18 protein-coding genes are annotated in these 17,653 nt (G+C 34.0%); 15 read left to right on the top strand and 3 right to left on the bottom strand.

Features of this window, described 5'->3' with window-relative positions; translation table 11 throughout:
* Positions 1–8: 8 nt before the first annotated feature.
* The 7 genes from AC1RPV_RS00530 to AC1RPV_RS00500 all read left to right on the top strand — a co-directional run bounded on the left by AC1RPV_RS00530 (position 9) and on the right by AC1RPV_RS00500 (position 5,109).
* Positions 9–503 (top strand): hypothetical protein, encoded by a 495-nt coding sequence (locus AC1RPV_RS00530; protein ID WP_481760932.1) that lies wholly within the window; start codon positions 9–11, stop codon positions 501–503.
* Between the two features lie 18 nt (positions 504–521).
* The gene (locus AC1RPV_RS00525; RefSeq protein WP_481760931.1) at positions 522–1,334 is read left to right on the top strand and encodes a DUF6681 family protein; all 813 of its coding nucleotides are present in this window, start codon (positions 522–524) and stop codon (positions 1,332–1,334) included.
* A gap of 151 nt (positions 1,335–1,485) precedes the next feature.
* A complete protein-coding gene (locus AC1RPV_RS00520) occupies positions 1,486–2,223 on the top strand; it encodes an amino acid ABC transporter ATP-binding protein (protein ID WP_409021667.1) in 738 nt (245 codons plus the stop codon).
* Between the two features lie 33 nt (positions 2,224–2,256).
* Complete coding sequence (locus tag AC1RPV_RS00515) at positions 2,257–3,084, top strand: glutamate ABC transporter substrate-binding protein (RefSeq protein ID WP_481760930.1); 828 nt, start codon at positions 2,257–2,259, stop codon at positions 3,082–3,084.
* Complete coding sequence (locus tag AC1RPV_RS00510) at positions 3,081–3,719, top strand: amino acid ABC transporter permease (protein WP_481760929.1); 639 nt, start codon at positions 3,081–3,083, stop codon at positions 3,717–3,719. Before AC1RPV_RS00515 ends, AC1RPV_RS00510 begins: the two co-directional genes overlap by 4 nt.
* A gap of 17 nt (positions 3,720–3,736) precedes the next feature.
* Entirely contained in the window at positions 3,737–4,390 is a 654-nt protein-coding gene (locus AC1RPV_RS00505) for an amino acid ABC transporter permease (RefSeq protein ID WP_409021664.1), read from the top strand.
* Positions 4,391–4,515: 125 nt separating this feature from the next.
* Positions 4,516–5,109 carry an NADPH-dependent FMN reductase gene (locus AC1RPV_RS00500; protein ID WP_481760928.1) on the top strand — a complete coding sequence of 198 codons (594 nt, stop codon included), beginning with the start codon at positions 4,516–4,518 and terminating at the stop codon, positions 5,107–5,109.
* Between the two features lie 53 nt (positions 5,110–5,162).
* On the opposite strand, the gene AC1RPV_RS00495 is transcribed toward AC1RPV_RS00500, so the two are convergent.
* A complete protein-coding gene (locus AC1RPV_RS00495) occupies positions 5,163–6,500 on the bottom strand; it encodes an APC family permease (RefSeq protein WP_481761139.1) in 1,338 nt (445 codons plus the stop codon).
* Between the two features lie 146 nt (positions 6,501–6,646).
* Positions 6,647–7,918, bottom strand: coding sequence for a GTPase HflX (hflX, locus tag AC1RPV_RS00490; RefSeq protein ID WP_481760927.1), 1,272 nt, complete (start codon positions 7,916–7,918; stop codon positions 6,647–6,649).
* A 299-nt stretch (positions 7,919–8,217) separates the two neighbouring features.
* On the opposite strand from hflX, the gene AC1RPV_RS00485 reads away from it, so the two are divergent.
* From AC1RPV_RS00485 to AC1RPV_RS00455, 7 genes are all read left to right on the top strand, one after another.
* The gene (locus AC1RPV_RS00485; RefSeq protein WP_481760926.1) at positions 8,218–9,861 is read left to right on the top strand and encodes a peptide ABC transporter substrate-binding protein; all 1,644 of its coding nucleotides are present in this window, start codon (positions 8,218–8,220) and stop codon (positions 9,859–9,861) included.
* Positions 9,862–9,960: 99 nt separating this feature from the next.
* Entirely contained in the window at positions 9,961–10,890 is a 930-nt protein-coding gene (gene opp3b / locus AC1RPV_RS00480; protein WP_409021660.1) for an oligopeptide ABC transporter permease, read from the top strand.
* A gap of 2 nt (positions 10,891–10,892) precedes the next feature.
* Entirely contained in the window at positions 10,893–11,918 is a 1,026-nt protein-coding gene (gene opp3C / locus AC1RPV_RS00475) for an oligopeptide ABC transporter permease (protein ID WP_481760925.1), read from the top strand.
* Positions 11,919–11,928: 10 nt separating this feature from the next.
* Positions 11,929–12,996, top strand: coding sequence for an ABC transporter ATP-binding protein (locus tag AC1RPV_RS00470; protein ID WP_481760924.1), 1,068 nt, complete (start codon positions 11,929–11,931; stop codon positions 12,994–12,996).
* Between the two features lie 19 nt (positions 12,997–13,015).
* On the top strand, positions 13,016–13,975 hold the full coding sequence (locus AC1RPV_RS00465; RefSeq protein ID WP_481760923.1) for an ABC transporter ATP-binding protein: 960 nt from the start codon (positions 13,016–13,018) through the stop codon (positions 13,973–13,975).
* A 267-nt stretch (positions 13,976–14,242) separates the two neighbouring features.
* The gene (locus tag AC1RPV_RS00460) at positions 14,243–14,602 is read left to right on the top strand and encodes a hypothetical protein (RefSeq protein WP_481760922.1); all 360 of its coding nucleotides are present in this window, start codon (positions 14,243–14,245) and stop codon (positions 14,600–14,602) included.
* A 219-nt stretch (positions 14,603–14,821) separates the two neighbouring features.
* The gene (locus AC1RPV_RS00455) at positions 14,822–15,172 is read left to right on the top strand and encodes a hypothetical protein (protein WP_481760921.1); all 351 of its coding nucleotides are present in this window, start codon (positions 14,822–14,824) and stop codon (positions 15,170–15,172) included.
* A 52-nt stretch (positions 15,173–15,224) separates the two neighbouring features.
* Here the strand turns inward: AC1RPV_RS00455 and AC1RPV_RS00450 are convergent, their stop codons facing one another.
* The gene (locus AC1RPV_RS00450) at positions 15,225–16,667 is read right to left on the bottom strand and encodes an APC family permease (RefSeq protein ID WP_481760920.1); all 1,443 of its coding nucleotides are present in this window, start codon (positions 16,665–16,667) and stop codon (positions 15,225–15,227) included.
* Between the two features lie 223 nt (positions 16,668–16,890).
* On the opposite strand from AC1RPV_RS00450, the gene AC1RPV_RS00445 reads away from it, so the two are divergent.
* Positions 16,891–17,646 carry an ABC transporter ATP-binding protein gene (locus AC1RPV_RS00445; protein ID WP_481760919.1) on the top strand — a complete coding sequence of 252 codons (756 nt, stop codon included), beginning with the start codon at positions 16,891–16,893 and terminating at the stop codon, positions 17,644–17,646.
* Positions 17,647–17,653: the final 7 nt, after the last annotated feature.

The raw sequence follows: 17,653 nt of genomic DNA, 5'->3' as shown, positions 1-17,653 counted from the left end.
GAGAGTTAATGGCATATAGAACGCCACCATTTATAACACCTTTTGCAATTGTTTCTATCGTACTTGCATTGGGCGCAACTAACGTTGTTGTTAACAAAACAACGAATACAAACGAAGGAGCAACAGTTTCTTCAGTAGCTTCATCACCGTCGGAAACTAAACCTAAAGTAGACGATAATTCGAGTTCCAAAGAAGTAAGTTCATCTTCTGAGACGAGTTCTTCTGATTCGTCCTCTTCATCAGAAAGTTCAAAAGATGAGTCTAGTAGTTCAAGTGCTGCCGATGAAACATCAAACAAATCAGCAAGTACAAGTGCCGATAATACAACGGATGATAAGAGCGCGGAAACAAGTACCGATGACACAACTGATACAAGTACAGATACTGATACAAATGCGGATAAAGCTAGCTCGGCAACAAGCACAAGTAGTAGCGTGAAGAATACTAAAACGGTAACGACTGACAAAGCCAAAGCCAGTGCAGAAACGACAAATACAGACTAAGGATTAGGAGGTAAATAAATGTTTAGTTTACTAGATTTAGCAAACCATTATTTAGGGTTTATTAATGTTAATTTAAAATTAAAAAATAGAATTTATACTGTTTTAGGCTTTCTTGGTAATTGGTATTTATTGTATATCGCATCACGATATTTCATAAATGGTTATTATGTTAGAGGTAGTTTGTTTATTCTTGCTTTTTTTGTTTTATTATATTTTATTGTTTTAAATGTTATTCATTATTTTACAAATAAAACAACTAAATTTGATCCTTCACCGAAAATTGAAAAATTGTTGGGCGGACCGCCTAAGGAAGAAATTGAAGGAGATAAACGTCGCCGAATGCAACCAGGTTATGTTCAAACGAATGGCCTATTTGATTCTAAAATGCTGATGCCAGCGACACTTAGGACAAATAGAAACGAAAAAGTAAGTATTCAAAAAATTGCTGATCAAATGAAGCAAGTTAAGTATTCAGATTTTGATTATGATGGATTGTCAGATGATGCTATTATAAAAGAAATTCAGAAAACAGGAAAACCAGTGTCAGAGTTAGCACAGCCCGTTGCTTTTCCATTTTTTGAATTAAAAATAGAAGACGAAAAAATGAATGTTTACGCTGGAATGAATCAGATTGATAAACAATTGATTGGTCGCCTAACCCATGTTGGTTTATCTGATATTGAAACGGCTAAAGAACAATATGATATTTACTTAGCAACAGCAACTATTTATGGTGGTAATCAGAAGGTTGCTGGTCGATCATCAGTTATTGAAGAATCACATAAATTTCACGTTAAAGTTCAAATTGCCTATAAAGAAAAAGAAAATTAGTAAAAAAGTGATAGCAAATAACTACATTGCTATCACTTTTTTTGTGATTATATGGTACATTTAAAAAAGACTGCAATTAAACATCCATTTGGTAGTATAATTAAAGTATCACAAAAAAGAATAAAAGAGTTAAGAGAAGGGGATTGAGAGTATGGCAATGATCGAATTTAAAAATGTGGAGAAATATTACGATAAATTTCACGCATTGAAGAATATCAATTTAAAAGTTGAAGCAGGCGAAGTCGTCGTTATTATCGGGCCATCTGGTTCTGGAAAAAGTACATTAATCAGAACTATCAATGGTTTAGAGCAAGTTAACGAGGGGCAACTATTAGTTGATAATTTTGATTTAGCAGATAAGAAAACGAATATTGATAAAATCAGAAAAAATGTTGGGATGGTATTTCAACATTTTAACTTGTACGAAAACAAAACTGTTTTAGAAAATATTATGCTTGCACCACGTTTAGTTTTAAAACGGGATGAAGCTGAAAATAAAAAAATCGCAATGGATTTATTAAAAACAGTTGGACTTGATGATAAAGCACAATCATATCCTAGAATGTTATCAGGTGGACAATCGCAAAGAATTGCCATTGCCCGTAGTCTAGCTATGAAACCTAAGGCGCTATTATTTGATGAACCAACTTCTGCATTAGATCCTGAAACAATTGACGATGTTTTAAAAGTTATGAAAGATATCGCTAAAAATGATGGGATCACAATGATTGTTGTAACTCATGAAATGGGCTTTGCTCGTGAAGTAGCCGATCGTGTTATTTTCATGGCTGATGGTCAAATTCTTGAGGATGATACAACAGTAGAATTTTTCGACAATCCAAAAGAAGAACGTGCAAAAAAATTCTTGAGTAAAATTATTAAACATTAAGGAGCTCAAGACTGTGAGAGTGGGGATTAAAATATGAAACAATTAAGAAAAATTAGCTTATTGTTTATGAGTATAGCTATGGTATTAGTTATTGCAGGCTGTGGAGCGCAAAGTAAAGCCAACATTGCAACAACAGCTAAAGAAACAAAAACAATTAACTGGGGTGTTAAAGCAGATACGAAGTTATTTGGTTTAATGAACATCAAAACCGGTGAAATCCAAGGATTTGATATTGATATTGCTAAGGCAGTGACAAAAAAAATCTTAGGTAAAGATGGTAAAGCTAATTTTGTTCAGGTAACAAGTAAAACAAGAATTCCACTTTTGAAAAATGGAAATATTGATGCAATTATTGCGACGATGTCCATTTCTAAAGATCGTGAAAAACAAGTTGATTTTTCTAACTCTTATTTTGCTGCCGGACAAGCTATTTTAGTTAAAAGAACAAGCTCAATTAAATCCGTAAAAGATTTGAATAAAGACGGTATGGTTGTTTTAGGTGTTAAGGGTTCAACTTCAGTTATTAACATGAAGAAGTATGCACCTAAAGCAGAAGTGCTGGAACTAGATGATTATGCGCAAGCATTAACCGCACTAAAATCTGGTCAAGGTGATGCTTTAACAACTGATAATGGTATTTTATATGGGATGGTTAAAGAGAATTCTGATTTTGCTGTTGTTGGTGGTACTTTTACGCATGAACCTTACGGAATTGCGATTGATAAAGGCCAAGGTGAATTTAAGAATGAAGTTAATAAGGCTTTAGCTGAAATGCGTGCCGATGGCTCGTATGAAAAATTATTAAACAAATGGTTTGGCGATATTCCAGGATTTAGTGTGAAGGAGGCGAGTCAACAATGATTACGATTTTTACAGAACATTGGCAAGCCTTATTAACAGGACTTGGCTATACATTGTGTTCAAGTGTACTCGCATTATTTTTTAGTTTAATTATAGGTTCGTTCTTTGCAATTTTGGAAGAAATGCCATATCGAATTTTAAAAATTATTGCACGTATCTATATTGAAATATTTAGAAATATTCCGTTATTGGTTGTTGCAATGTTTTTCTACGTTGTGGTACCTATGTACGTTACGAATATCAACGGATTTACAGCTGGAACAATCGGACTAACGATTTACACATCTGCCTTTATTGCAGAAACAGTTCGTGCTGGGATTAGAGCTGTTGATCCTGGACAAATGGAAGGTGCTCGCTCAAACGGGTTAACATTCATGCAATCGATGTTTCATATTATTTTACCCCAGGCATTTAAATATGTGATTCCACCTTTGGGTAATCAGTTCATTAATTTGGTAAAAAACTCTTCAGTTTTAGCCTTCGTTGCTGGATTTGATTTAATGTACCAAGGTGATATTATCGCATCAACAACATTTGATACAATCAACACGTACATTATCGTTGGGGTGTTATATTTAATTATCACGATGCCATTAAGTTATTACATGAGACATTTAGAAAAGAAATTAAGTTAAAGGGGGTCTAGAAAAATATGTCAGATTTTATTGCAGCATATAGTTGGGAAAATATTCGCTACTTACTACAAGGATTATTAGTAACAATCGAAGTTTCAGTTATTTCAATTATTTTCAGTTTTATAATTGGCGCTATTCTAGGCCTAACACGATATATTAAAGTAAAACGTTTATCTGCTATAGTTGGTTTTATAATTGATTTAATTCGAAATTTACCATTACTTTTAATCTTATTTTTCGTTTATTTTGGCTTAGCAAATGTTGGTATTCGGTTATCAATTTTCTGGTCAGCAACGTTAGCGATGACCGTTTTCGAATCAGCAATGTTAGCTGAAATCATTCGAAGTGGTATTCAAGCTGTTGAACCCGGACAAATGGAAGGTGCTCGCGCAAATGGTCTAACTTATTGGCAAGGTCTGCGTGTGATTGTCTTACCACAAGCTTTAAAGAAAATGATTCCACCATTGGTTAGTCAATTTATCTCATTAATTAAAGATACGTCATTGGCTACTATCATTGTTTTACCAGAGTTACTGTATCATGCACAATTAGTATACGGTCAAAATACTAATTATGTTATTCCAATGTTCGTCGCTTTAGCAGTGATGTACTTCGTCGTTTGTTATGCACTATCATTGGTTTCAAGATACTTAGAAAGACGCTTAGCGTAGACAATAAAATAAAAATGGTTGTTGAAATCTATATAGATTTTAGCAACCATTTTTATTAGTTAGTAGAATCGGCATAAAATGACGGTTTGTTTGATTGAAAAATAAATTAGAAAGAAGATGATGTCATGGTGAAAATTGCTGTTATTCTAGGGAGTTCAAGAGAGAATTCTATTGGTAAAAGGGTCATTAAGTATATTGAAGGAGTAGCAAAAAATCAGGATAATGTTGAATTTTCATTTCTAAAATTAAGTGACTATCAGTTAACCTTCTTCCACGAAAAATTGGCACCTATGCAAAATGAAAATCGACAACTACCTGAAAATGAAGCACGATGGATAGCGGATGTAGCTGCGGCAGATGGCTTTATTATCTTAACGCCTGAATATAATCATGCTATTCCAGCCGTTTTGAAAAATGCAATCGATTATTTGGCTTTTGAAGGGCAACGTAAACCAGTTAAGATTGTGGGCTACTCAGATAACATGCGCGGTGCACAATTTGCAACAGCTGAATTAGTACCTATTTTGAATCGATTAGGATTTATCACGTTGCCTACGCCAACATTATTGGGAATAGTTGATCAAACATTTAATGAAGATGGACAACTAAATAACGATGCTAAGTTAACAGATTATACAAAAAATAAAATTGCTCAGACTTTGCAAGAAATTAAATTTTATACACAACTTTTTGTGAATAATCCTTTTCCCGGAAAATGATGAATTAAAAATAAAAATGTGTAATGACAATAGCTGTCATTACACATTTTTTATTATAGATCTTTATTTTTATGTGTTTCGTATAAATAAACCGGGATACCAAGTGCAACAATTGTAAATGAAATTAAAACACCTACAATATCTGATTGAACTTCGCTAACTAAAACGAAGGCTGCACCTAAGATAGCAACAATAGGTGTTATGGGGAACAATGGAACTGAGAAAACACGTTTTAAATCTGTTCCTTTATTCCGACGGCGTAAGATAAAGAGGCCGACGAAAGTCATAACATAAAAGCAATAAACTGTAAAAATACAAATTTCAGATAAGCGATCAGCATCAAAAAATAAAATCATAATCGCTGCAATACTTAAAGCCACACATGTTGCAATAACAGGTGAATGTGATTTTGGATGTAAATAAGATATTTCTTTATGGAAAGGTAATTGTTTGTTCTTACCCATTGCCCACATAATTCGAGGGAATGTCATGATTTTACCGTTCATACAACCAAGAATAGAAATAATGACACCGATATTCATAATTTTTCCACCAAGTTGGCCAAAGGCAATCTTAGCAAATTGTGGTGTTGCATTTTCGCCTAGTTGATGGATTTGACTAGCAGGCATGACACGCATAATACTGAACGAAACAAGAATATAAATAAGAAGAACAATTGAAATTCCTAAAACAATAGCTCTAGGTAATGTCTTTTTAGGATTTTTAATTTCATCACCCATATTAGCAATCAGAATCCAACCATCATAAGCAAATAAAGTAGCTAGTATACCAACACCAAAATTATTTGTAGAGTGACTGACAGTTGCAACAGATTGGCCAAGTGCATTTGCATTGCCAAAAAATAAACCAAAAATAATAATAGCAGCAATAGGGAATAATTTACAAATAGTTGTAATAATCTGGAATGAAGCACCATAACGATTTGATAGCATATTTAGGAAGCCAATAGAAATGACTGCAATTAATGCGATTAAATGAGAATAACCAGCTGGAATACTAAAGAAATCTACTATTAAAATAGCAAGGTACGCGCCTAACGCAGCAATCATAGCTGGTCCATACACGATAACTTGCATCCAACCAGCTAAGAAACCCCAAATTTTACCGTAAATTTTTTCCATGTAGATATATAATCCACCGGTTTCTGGAATTTGAGATCCAATTTCAGCAACAGTTAGTCCAGCGGTTAAGGTTATGATACCACCACATAGCCATGCGAGCAGGGCATTTGTAGTAGAGCCGGTGTAGTCAAGTACCGAAGCTTGTTTAAAGAAGATACCAGAACCAATAACAGTTCCGATTACGATTGATAATGCTGACCATAGACCTAACGATCTGTTAAGTCCAACTGCTGGTTTTTTTTCCAAAATTGAATCCTCCTTTTCTAAAATGAATAGTTGCATTTTAGCATAACAGCGGGAATCATGCAATAAACTAGATATGATTATGACGACAAAAAAGAGTGCGTGAATCGGCTATTTCAGACCGATTCACGCACTCTTTTTATAGAATTATTTTAAACGATGTAATCTTGCAATTGGGTTGCAATAGTTTTTGTTGCATCAATCTTTAATTTTGTACCTGATTCTTCATAATCTGTTTCTAAGATAGTTGCCTTTTCATTGATTAAATCAACAAGTTGACCTTTATCAAATGGGATAAGAACAGTCATAATTTCGTTATCTTTAAAGACATTCTTTTTAATGATATCTACTAATTGATTAAGTGATTTTTCATCACGCGCACTATAAGTGAATTTATCATCTGAGAAAGTAGGATAATCAATATTTGCTAAATCAGCTTTATTATAGGCATAAATCATCGGAATGTTTTCGACGCCAATAGCTTTTAATGTATCTTCAGTTGTTTGAATCATTTCCTCAGCATGTTTATCAGCCACGTCAATCACTTGGATAAGTAAATCAGCTTGTGCAGCTTCAGCCAAGGTTGTACGGAAAGCTTTTACTAATTGGTGAGGCAATTTGCTGACAAAACCAACAGTATCGCTCAATAAAATTTGTTTTTTATCTTCAAATTGAATATTACGGACACTTGTATCTAATGTAGCAAACAACATATTCTTTTCAAAAACTTGTTTGTCATCATCTTGTCCGATTAGACGAAGCAAGCCGTTCATTGTCGTTGATTTACCTGAATTAGTATAACCAACTAATGCAACAGTCGGAATACCAGATTTATCACGTTGTTTACGTCTAGTAGATTCTTCTTTGTCCATTTCAGCAAGATCTTTTTTAATGTGGTTAATCCGATTTTCAATCACACGACGATCTAATTCAATCTTCGTTTCGCCAGCACCACGGTTAGCGAGTCCACCACCAGATTGTTGATCTAGTTTATCTTGCATCCCTCTTAAACGAGGTAACTGATATTGAAGTTGAGCCATTTGAACTTGGAGTTTTGCTTCGCGTGATTGTGCTCTTGAAGCAAAAATAGCTAAAATCAGGCCTGTACGATCCATAACTTCCATACCTGATGCAGCTTCAAGGTTACGAATTTGAGTTGGTGATAATTCGTCGTTTACAACTAAAATTTTCACACCTTGTGCTTCACTTTCAGTCTTGAATTCTTCAGCTTTACCTTTACCAAAGTAAAGGGCAGCAGTTGGTCGATCTAATTTCTGACGAATGTCTTCAACAGCATGCATGTTGTTAGCTTCGACTAATGCAGCTAATTCAGACATTGTATAATCTAAATTTTCACGTTGTTTTTCGATACCAGCAATGAAAACGTCAATAACTGGTATTTCTGTAGAATAAGTTTCTTTCATGAGAACCTCCTCGTGGAACTTAATTAATAGGTTAAGTATAACATTTATTCAAAAAAATATTCGAACATCAAAATAAGTTAACTGAATTAAATGAGAATTAATGAATAAAAATGGCCAAACTCTCATTTTAACAACGTGCAAATGTTATGAGTTGAATATTTTATATAGTTAAACGGCTTTTTTAAAGGCGCTTGAATCTCTTTTTAATTAAATTAGAGTTTAATGTTGATTTTAATCTTTTTCTAATGTAAGATAAACCTACGTTAAGAAAAGGTAAATAAAAAAGGAGAGGTCATATTATGAAGTTAAAGTCAGTTTTGAAATTAAGTGGTGTGCTAGCATTGTCTGTCATTGTCTTGGCAGCGTGTGGATCTAAATCTTCATCTTCAGATAGTAAAGAACTCGCTGATAAACAGGTTATTAATTGGTCTGAAACAGCTGAATTACCATCGATGGATTTATCGACAGCAACGGATACAGTTAGCTTTAACATGTTGAACAATACTAATGAAGGTTTATACAGAATTGGTAAGAACAGTAAAGTGTCAAATGCACTTGCAACTAAAACAACCGTTTCAAAAGATGGCATGACTTATACATTTAAACTTCGTGATTCAAAATGGAGCAACGGAGACGATGTAACGGCTAAAGATTTTGTTTATTCATGGCAACGGACCGTTAATCCTAAGACAGCTTCACAATATGGTTACCTCTTCTCAGGGATTAAAAATTATGATGCAATCAGCGCGGGTAAGATGGCGCCATCAACATTGGGAATCAAAGCAACTGACAAACATACATTAGTTGTAACACTTGATAAAAAAGTACCATATTTCAAATTATTGATGGGCTTCCCAACGTTCTATCCACAAAATCAAAAAGTTGTTGAAAAGTATGGTTCTAAATATGGCACACAAAGCAAATACATGGTTTACAATGGTCCATTTACATTAAATGATTGGACAGGAACTAACTTAACTTGGGACCTAAAGAAAAATGACACTTATTGGGATAAAAAAGCAGTTAAGCTAACACAAATGAATTTCCAAGTTTCTAAAGATAATACAACAAGCTATAATTTATACCAAAGTCAAAAATTAGATATGACGAATTTATCTGCTGAACAAGCTAAAACATTGAAAACAGATAAAGACTATATCACACGTAAACAAGCATCAACGTTCTACTTACAATACAATCAAAAGAATAAATTATTTAATAACCAAAAGATTCGTCAAGCTATTTCATTAGTTATCAACAGAAAACAATTTGTTGATAAAATTTTAGGGGATGGCTCAACTGTTGCGACAGGTTTAGTATCATCAGGTCTTGCTTCAAATCCTAAAACAGGCGAAGATTTTGCAAAAGAATCAACCGTTAAATCAACTGCAAATACAGACATTGCAAAAGCAAAAGAATTATGGAAAGCAGGATTAAAAGAAGTTGGTGTTACAAAAGCTAGTTTCTCACTTCTAAGTGATGATACTGATAAAGCTAAGAAAACAAATGAATTTTTACAAAATGCGATTGAAGATAACTTAGATGGTGCGGATGTAACATTAACAAATATCCCATTCAAATCACGTTTAGCAAAATCAACTAGTGGTGATTTCGATATTGTTGTTACAGCATGGGGTGCTGATTTCTCAGACCCAATCTCATTCTTAGATTTATTTACTTCAGATAATTCACAAAATGCAGGTAAATGGAAAAATAGTGAATATGATGCATTGATTAAAGCTTCAAAAACAACAGATGCAAGTAATGCAGATAAACGTTGGGATGATTTAGTTAAGGCTGAAAAAATCTTGATGAAAGATCAAGGAATTGCACCTCTTTACCAAATGGCTCAAGCTCAATTATTAAGATCAACAGTTAAAGGTGTTATCTACAATGGAGCTGGTATCAATTACAATTTCAAAGATGCTTATGTTACTAAATAATTAATTAACGTGTTAAAATTTAACAAGTGAGAGTTAGCTACCACGGCTAATTCTGACTTGTTTTAATTACATAATAAAGCAAAAGTGAGGGTCAGAATTATGGGTAAATACCTAGTTAAACGAATTTTTTATATGCTACTGACGTTGTTTTTAGTCGCAACCATTACCTTCTTTTTAATGAAGTTAATGCCTGGATCACCTTATGCGAATCAGCAAAAAATGACAACTGAGCAATTACAGATTATGAATGAACAATATGGATTGAATAAACCCGTATGGCAACAATATCTCATTTACTTAGTGGGATTAGTTAAGGGTGATTTAGGAACGTCATTCCAATACAGTAATCAACCTGTGTCATACCTAATTTCAAGCCGTATTGGACCATCCGGACAACTTGGATTACAAGCTATCATCTTCGGAATAGTTATTGGAATTGTGATTGGTGCCATTGGTGCGATTAACAAAAATACTTGGATTGATACTTCTTCAACAATTTTATCAATCTTAGGTATCTCAATTCCTTCTTTCGTCTTAGCTGTTTTATTACAGTATTACGTAGGATTAAAGTTAGGCTGGTTACCAATTGCTGATTGGGGCGGATTCAGTTACACGATTCTACCGACAATTGCTTTAGGGGTTGGCCCACTGGCGGAGACGGCCAGGTTCATTCGAACCGAGATGGTGGATGTCCTAAGCAGTGATTACATTGAACTGGCTAAGGCTAAAGGATTAACAAAGTTTGGCGTTGTATTCCACCATGCTTTACGTAATAGTTTAATTCCTTTAGTAACATTAATCGGCCCTTATACGGTTGCATTAATGACTGGTTCAATGGTTGTTGAAAATATATTCTCAATTCCTGGAATTGGTGAACAATTCGTAAAATCAATTTTGACAAATGATTTCCCCACAATCATGGGTGTTACAATGCTTTATTCAGCTGGACTAGTAGTTGTTATCTTATTAACAGATATCATTTACGGTATTATTGACCCAAGAATTCGATTAACTGGAAGGAGAAATTAACGATGGCAGATAAAATTGACCTACCAGTAGATGCATTTGAACCGTTAGATAAAAATAACGCTATTGATAATGAAAAAATTGCTGCACCGTCGTTGACTTTCGTTCAGGATGCTTGGCGTCGGTTGAAGAAAAATAAAGGGGCTTTTATCTCACTTTGGGTCCTGGTTGCAATTTTTATTTTGGCATTTGGATCCCCCATTTTAGCACCACATAGTGCAACAGAACAAAATGTTGAGTATACAAATTTACCACCTAAAATTCCTGGTGTACCAATAGATGGATTAAATGGAAAGTTAAAAACATCATCAGGTAGCTGGTATGATGCTTATGAACAAAATAGTATTCCAAAAGATAAATACTTTATTTTAGGAACGGATGTTTTTGGACGTGATTTGTTATCAAGAATTATGTATGGAACTAAGATTTCCTTAATCGTGGCACTAGTTGCTGCATTAGTCGATTTAGGAGTCGGTGTTGCTTATGGAATCTTGTCCGGTTGGCGTGGCGGACGTGTTGATACATTCATGCAGCGAATCATCGAAATTATTTCATCGGTACCTAACTTGGTCGTTATTGTTTTAATGTTATTGGTTTTCAAACCAGGTTTAACATCAATTATTTTAGCAATTGCAGTGACTGGTTGGACAACGATGGCTCGATTAGTTCGGGCACAAACGTTGAAATTAAAAGATCAAGAATATATTCTTGCAGCTCGAACTTTAGGCGAGTCACCCGTAAAAATTGCAGTGAAACATTTACTACCTAACTTATCGAGTGTGATTATTATTCAAACAATGTTTACAATTCCTAGTGCTATTTTCTTCGAAGCTTTCTTAAGTTTCATCGGAATTGGGATTAGTGCTCCTCAAGCTTCACTTGGGTCATTATTGAATGATGGTCAAAAGAATTTCCAGTTTTTACCATACCAAATGTGGTATCCAGCAATTGTTTTATGTATTATCATGGTTGCCTTCAACTTATTAGGTGATGGACTCCGTGATGCCTTTGATCCAAAAACGAAAGAGTAGGTGTTGAAAAATGGCAGAAAATATTTTAGAAGTTAACAATCTAGAAATTAATTTTCATACGTATGCTGGAGATGTTAAAGCCATACGTGATGTTAGTTTTCATCTGGCTAAAGGTGAAACTTTAGCAATCGTTGGTGAATCAGGTTCCGGTAAATCCGTTACAACAAAAAGTTTAATGGGATTATTAGCTAATAATGCAGAAGTTATGGGTGGAGAAATTCTTTTTCATGGTGAAGATTTACTTAAAAAATCAGAAAAACAAATGGAAAACATTCGTGGTAAAGATATCGCAATGATTTTCCAAGACCCAATGACTTCTTTAGATCCTACTATGAGAATTGGTAGACAAATTGCTGAACCATTAATGAAGCATAAACATGTAAAAAAAGAAAAAGCAATGGCGCAAGCCTTGGAAATTTTGAAGTTAGTTGGGATTACAGATGCTAAAAAACGCTTTAAGGACTATCCACATCAATTTTCTGGTGGTCAACGCCAACGAATTGTTATTGCGATTTCATTAGTTTGTTATCCAGAAATTTTAATTGCTGATGAACCAACAACAGCTTTAGATGTAACCATCCAAGCACAGATTTTGGAATTAATGAAAGAATTACAAGCAAAAATTGAAACATCAATTATTTTCATTACCCATGATCTAGGGGTTGTTGCTGGTATGGCTAATCGTGTAGCGGTTATGTATGCAGGTCGGATTGTTGAATATGGGACAGTCGATGAGGTCTTTTATAACCCACAACATCCATATACTTGGGGCTTATTGAATTCAATGCCAACACTTGATAGTGAACATCTGTACGCAATTCCAGGTACACCTCCTGATTTATTGGATCCACCAAAAGGGGATGCATTTGCCGCTCGGAATGAGTACGCTATGAAGATTGATACAGAACAACAACCACCATTCTTCGATGTTTCACCAACACATGCAGCAGCTACATGGTTGTTGCATCCAGATGCACCTAAAGTAACGCCGCCAGTTGAAATTCAAAGACGGTATAAAATTTTTGCAAAACAACAAGAAACAAAAATTAAAGCGAATCAAAATTTGGTAGAAAACTAAGGAAGGGGAGCTGAACATAGTGGAACAAAAGAAAAATAAAATTTTAAAAGTCCGTCATTTAAAACAATATTTTAATGTCGGCAAACCAGACGAAGTGAAAGCTATCGATGATATTTCATTTGATATTTATGAAGGCGAGACATTTGGCTTGGTGGGCGAGTCAGGGTCTGGTAAAACAACAACAGGTCGTAGTATCATCAATTTATATGAACCAACTGATGGTAAAATTGATTTTGATGGTGTTGATATTCGTAAAATTAAGTCTAAAAAAGATAAATTACAATTTCGCCGTGACATGCAAATGATTTTTCAAGATCCATATGCATCACTAAATCCACGAATGAAAGTTAAAGATATTGTGGCAGAAGGAATAGATATTCACCATTTAGCTGCCAATGATGAAGCACGTGCGAAACGTGTTGAAGAATTATTAGAAACAGTTGGATTGAATAAAGATCATTCTAGCCGCTACCCCCATGAATTTTCAGGTGGCCAACGCCAACGTATTGGTATTGCTCGTGCTTTAGCTGTAGAACCTAAGTTTATCATCGCAGATGAACCTATTTCTGCATTAGATGTTTCAATTCAAGCGCAGGTTGTTAATTTGTTGAAGGAATTACAAATTGAACATAACTTAACATATTTGTTTATTGCACATGATTTATCAATGGTTAAATATATCAGTGATCGAATTGGTGTGATGCATTATGGTAAGTTATTAGAAATAGCTCCTGCAGACGAAATATATACACATCCTTTACACGATTATACAGCCAGTTTAATCTCGGCCGTTCCTGTTCCTGACCCTGAATTTGAACGTAATCGCATTCCAGTACCATACGATTCGTCAGTTGAGGCAGATGGTAAAAAACGTCGAATGGTTGAAATTTCGCCAGAACATTTTGTTTTAGCAAGTGAAGATGAAATCCCTATGTATAAGGAACGAGCTGCCAATACTTTGGCAGAAGAAGCTGAATAATAAATCAGAAAGATCTTTTCAAGAATTTTTGAAAAGGTCTTTTTTGATTTTAAAAAGGGTGTAAACTATTAATTGTATGAGTATCTTAAATATATTAAAGGAAGTATAAAAATTTTAGGTAATTATGCATAAAATAATGTATACTAGATGTATTAGAATTAGGTAACGACATAACTATTTTTTGATTTGGGAATGAATAAAAGGTTCAACTAAAACGTTATGTGGAACAAAGGGTTTTATATGGTGGGGAGAATGGGAGCACCCAACATGATAGATGATACAGAAGTATATAATGAAGCGTACAAAGAATTACCGTATGATGTACAATTACTTTTTCAAGAGGGGCGTCTCTGCGAAAAAGATAATGATTTAGCCGTATTATTCGATTTATTTATTAAAAGTACAATTAATTTTACTGAATTCTATGGATTTAACGATGATAGAAAGCAGCTATTTGATGAATTGAAACAAAATCCAGAAGAGGCCGCGCAGTTAATTAAGCAATATCGGTATTATCGTAATTGGTTCGAAAAATATCAGGCTAATGTTAATTGTTTTTCGAAATTAAGATTTCTAACTGTCTGTGAATGGTATGATGGTCAACAAGCATATGCAAGTAATAATTAAGAAATGCTATCATACAAGAAATTAAGTAAAAAAAAGTTAGAATATAAAATTAATTTAACTTAAAATGCGAACTTAAAATATACGGCAAGCTTAACAATATTGTTAAGCTTTTTTTGTTTTTATAAGACGCAGAAAAAATTAAAATAGATAACAAGCCAAGTGCTTGTTATCGATGAGAAGGGTGTGGTATATTAATTGCAATTATCGGGGGGTAATCGAATGAGTTTAGGTGAAGGAATAAAAAATGTAAACGCATTACCGTATGATGTGAGGCTATTATTAGAGGAAAGAAATATTCCGGAGAATCAAATGAGTTGGGAAATTATTTCTGATGTGTTTCTTGAAAGTATTGCGACTTACACAGCATTTTATGGATTTAATGAGGATCGTAGAGCGCTATTCAATGATTTAAAAAATGATAAAAATGAGGCCAATCAAATTATAACAACCTATAAAGAATATCGTGAGTGGTTTAAATACTATCACGTTCATTTTGAAAATCTAGAAGATGTGAGGTTTTTAACGATTTGTGAGTCAATAGGTGTAGATGGCATAATAATAAAAGATTAAATTCAAAAACGCTATGACTACTTTTAATTAAGTAGTCATAGCGTTTTTGAATTTAATCTTTAATACCATCTCTTTTACGTTCACGTTCAGCAATCATTGGCATAATGAATCCAAGACCGATAAGAACAACGACACTAATAATATTGATGGCTAACTGGTAGTAGAATAGTGAGCTACCCATCTCGACATCTTGAGGAATAATCCCAAAGACTGTTGCCAAAACAGTAACAACTAAGCACCATAAACCAACAGCGTAAGCTAATTTGTCATTTTTAATGAAGACATATTCTGATGGATATTTAGCACTATTTTTACGGATCTGCATGAAGGCGAAGAAAATCCAACAAGTGACACCTGGTGAAATAATTCCATTCAAGTTCAGTAACCAATTAAAGATTGTATTCATATCTGGCAAGAAGACACCCAAGAAGAGAATGAAGGCACTTAAAGTACAAGTTAAAATGTACCCATTAATTGGTAAACCATCTTTGTTAACTTTAAGTAATTTCTTAGGCATATAACGAGCGCCTGTGTCAGAGATAAGCATGCGAGTCATAGCGTCAAGAAGAACAGCTAGAAGAGCACACATGTACACAATTTGAGTAATAGCGAAGGCATACATTAACCAACTACCCATATGAAATTGATCTCCTAAACGAAGGAATGCGTAGTACGAACCATTCATTTTAAAATCATTAGGAATGTTATGGGCATTGAAGAAAATCCCAAGTGCGAATGAGCCGAAAACTGTTAAGAAGATTGTCATAACGGTTAACATAATCATGGCTTTAGGGAAATCTTTTTTAGGTTTTTTCATTTTTGTGACAAATGGCGCAATTAATTCTGCACCATTAATCGCATAAATTAATAAACCAATTGTTGTGAAATAATGTAAATCAAATTTAGGAATTAGTGTGTGCCAGCTCATATTTGTTGTTGCAATACGACCTGAAGGTGTTAATAATGAGCCAAATGCCATTACAACATATAAAATTGTGAGGATGAACATGGTACCACCACCAATAAGACCTAAAAATTCTAATGAACCTTTGAAGAAACGTTGAACAAAAATGAAACCAACGAAGATTACTAATGTTATTAACGCGAACATAGCTGTTGATAAACTATCTTCGAGTGCATTACTTCCGTTAAATAACCAACCAAAGCCAACAACGACTGAATTAGCGGTATCAACAACGTAAGGAATCGAAGCAGCCCAATAAGTCCATGCCGTAAAGTAACCTAGTTTTTCGCCACGAGTTCCGCGAACCCATGAACTTAAACCGCCACCTTCTGAATTAAAGACGGAACCTAATTGTCCTACCATTAAAGAATAGGGAATTACATATAATAGCAATAAAATGATCCAAGATGTAATAACGCCCATACCTTGATTTTGAAAGTTATAGACGATATCGTCGAAGCCAATAACTGTTACGAATGACATTAATGCCAAAACTGGCCACGATATAAATGTTTTTTTCTCGTTTTCCATAAGTACCTCCCGTGATAAATAACTATGTAAATTAAACTAACAATTTATAAGTATAGTGAACTGACTAATTAATTTCCATGAAAAATTAAATTAATATAAAATGTAATCGTTTTAATGAGAATTAAGTTAAGAATTAACGATAATAAAAATTGCTATTTAATGTGTACTATGTATAATAGTACACATATAGTAAAATGATAAATATAAATGGAGGACTAATAAAATGAAAGAAATAGTTGTAAGCGCAAAAGATGTTAAAAAAGTCTACGGTAAGAATAAAGAGAAGAAAACGGAAGCCTTAAAAGGGATTAATTTTTCTGTCGAACAGGGTGAATTTATTGGTATCATGGGGGCATCAGGATCAGGTAAATCAACATTACTTAACTTATTATCAACACTAGACCAGCCGACTTCAGGACAAATTGAGATTAATAATCAGGATATCTCAATGATGCGTGGCGATAAACTATCAGATTTTAGAGCACAACAAATTGGCTTTATTTTCCAAAGTTTTAACCTGCTAGATAACTTAACGGCAGCTGAAAATATAACATTGCCACTATCATTACAGAATGCGTCTATTTCTAAATATCAAGAACGTATTGATAAATTAACGAAAACACTGGGGATAGATAGTGTTCTTGGACAATTTCCAACTGAATTATCTGGTGGCCAAAAGCAACGAGTTGCAGCAGCTCGTGCTTTAGTCCATAATCCTGCAATCTTATTAGCAGATGAACCAACAGGTGCTTTGGATTCTAAAAGTGCAAAGTCACTCCTATCAACGATGGAAAGTTTAAATAAAAATGATCAAGTATCAATTTTGATGGTGACTCATGACGCTGTTAGTGCGAGTTACTGTCAACGAATTCTCTTTATTAAAGATGGTAAGATTGGTCGAGAATTGATTCAAGGAACGAATACGCGAACAGAGTTTTATCAAGAAATTTTAAATGAACTAGCTAAGAGTGAACAATAATTTTAAG

The organism is Dellaglioa sp. CoH-55-MRSF-9, from assembly GCF_056782155.1.
This window is presented reverse-complemented; position numbering and strand designations above follow the sequence as displayed.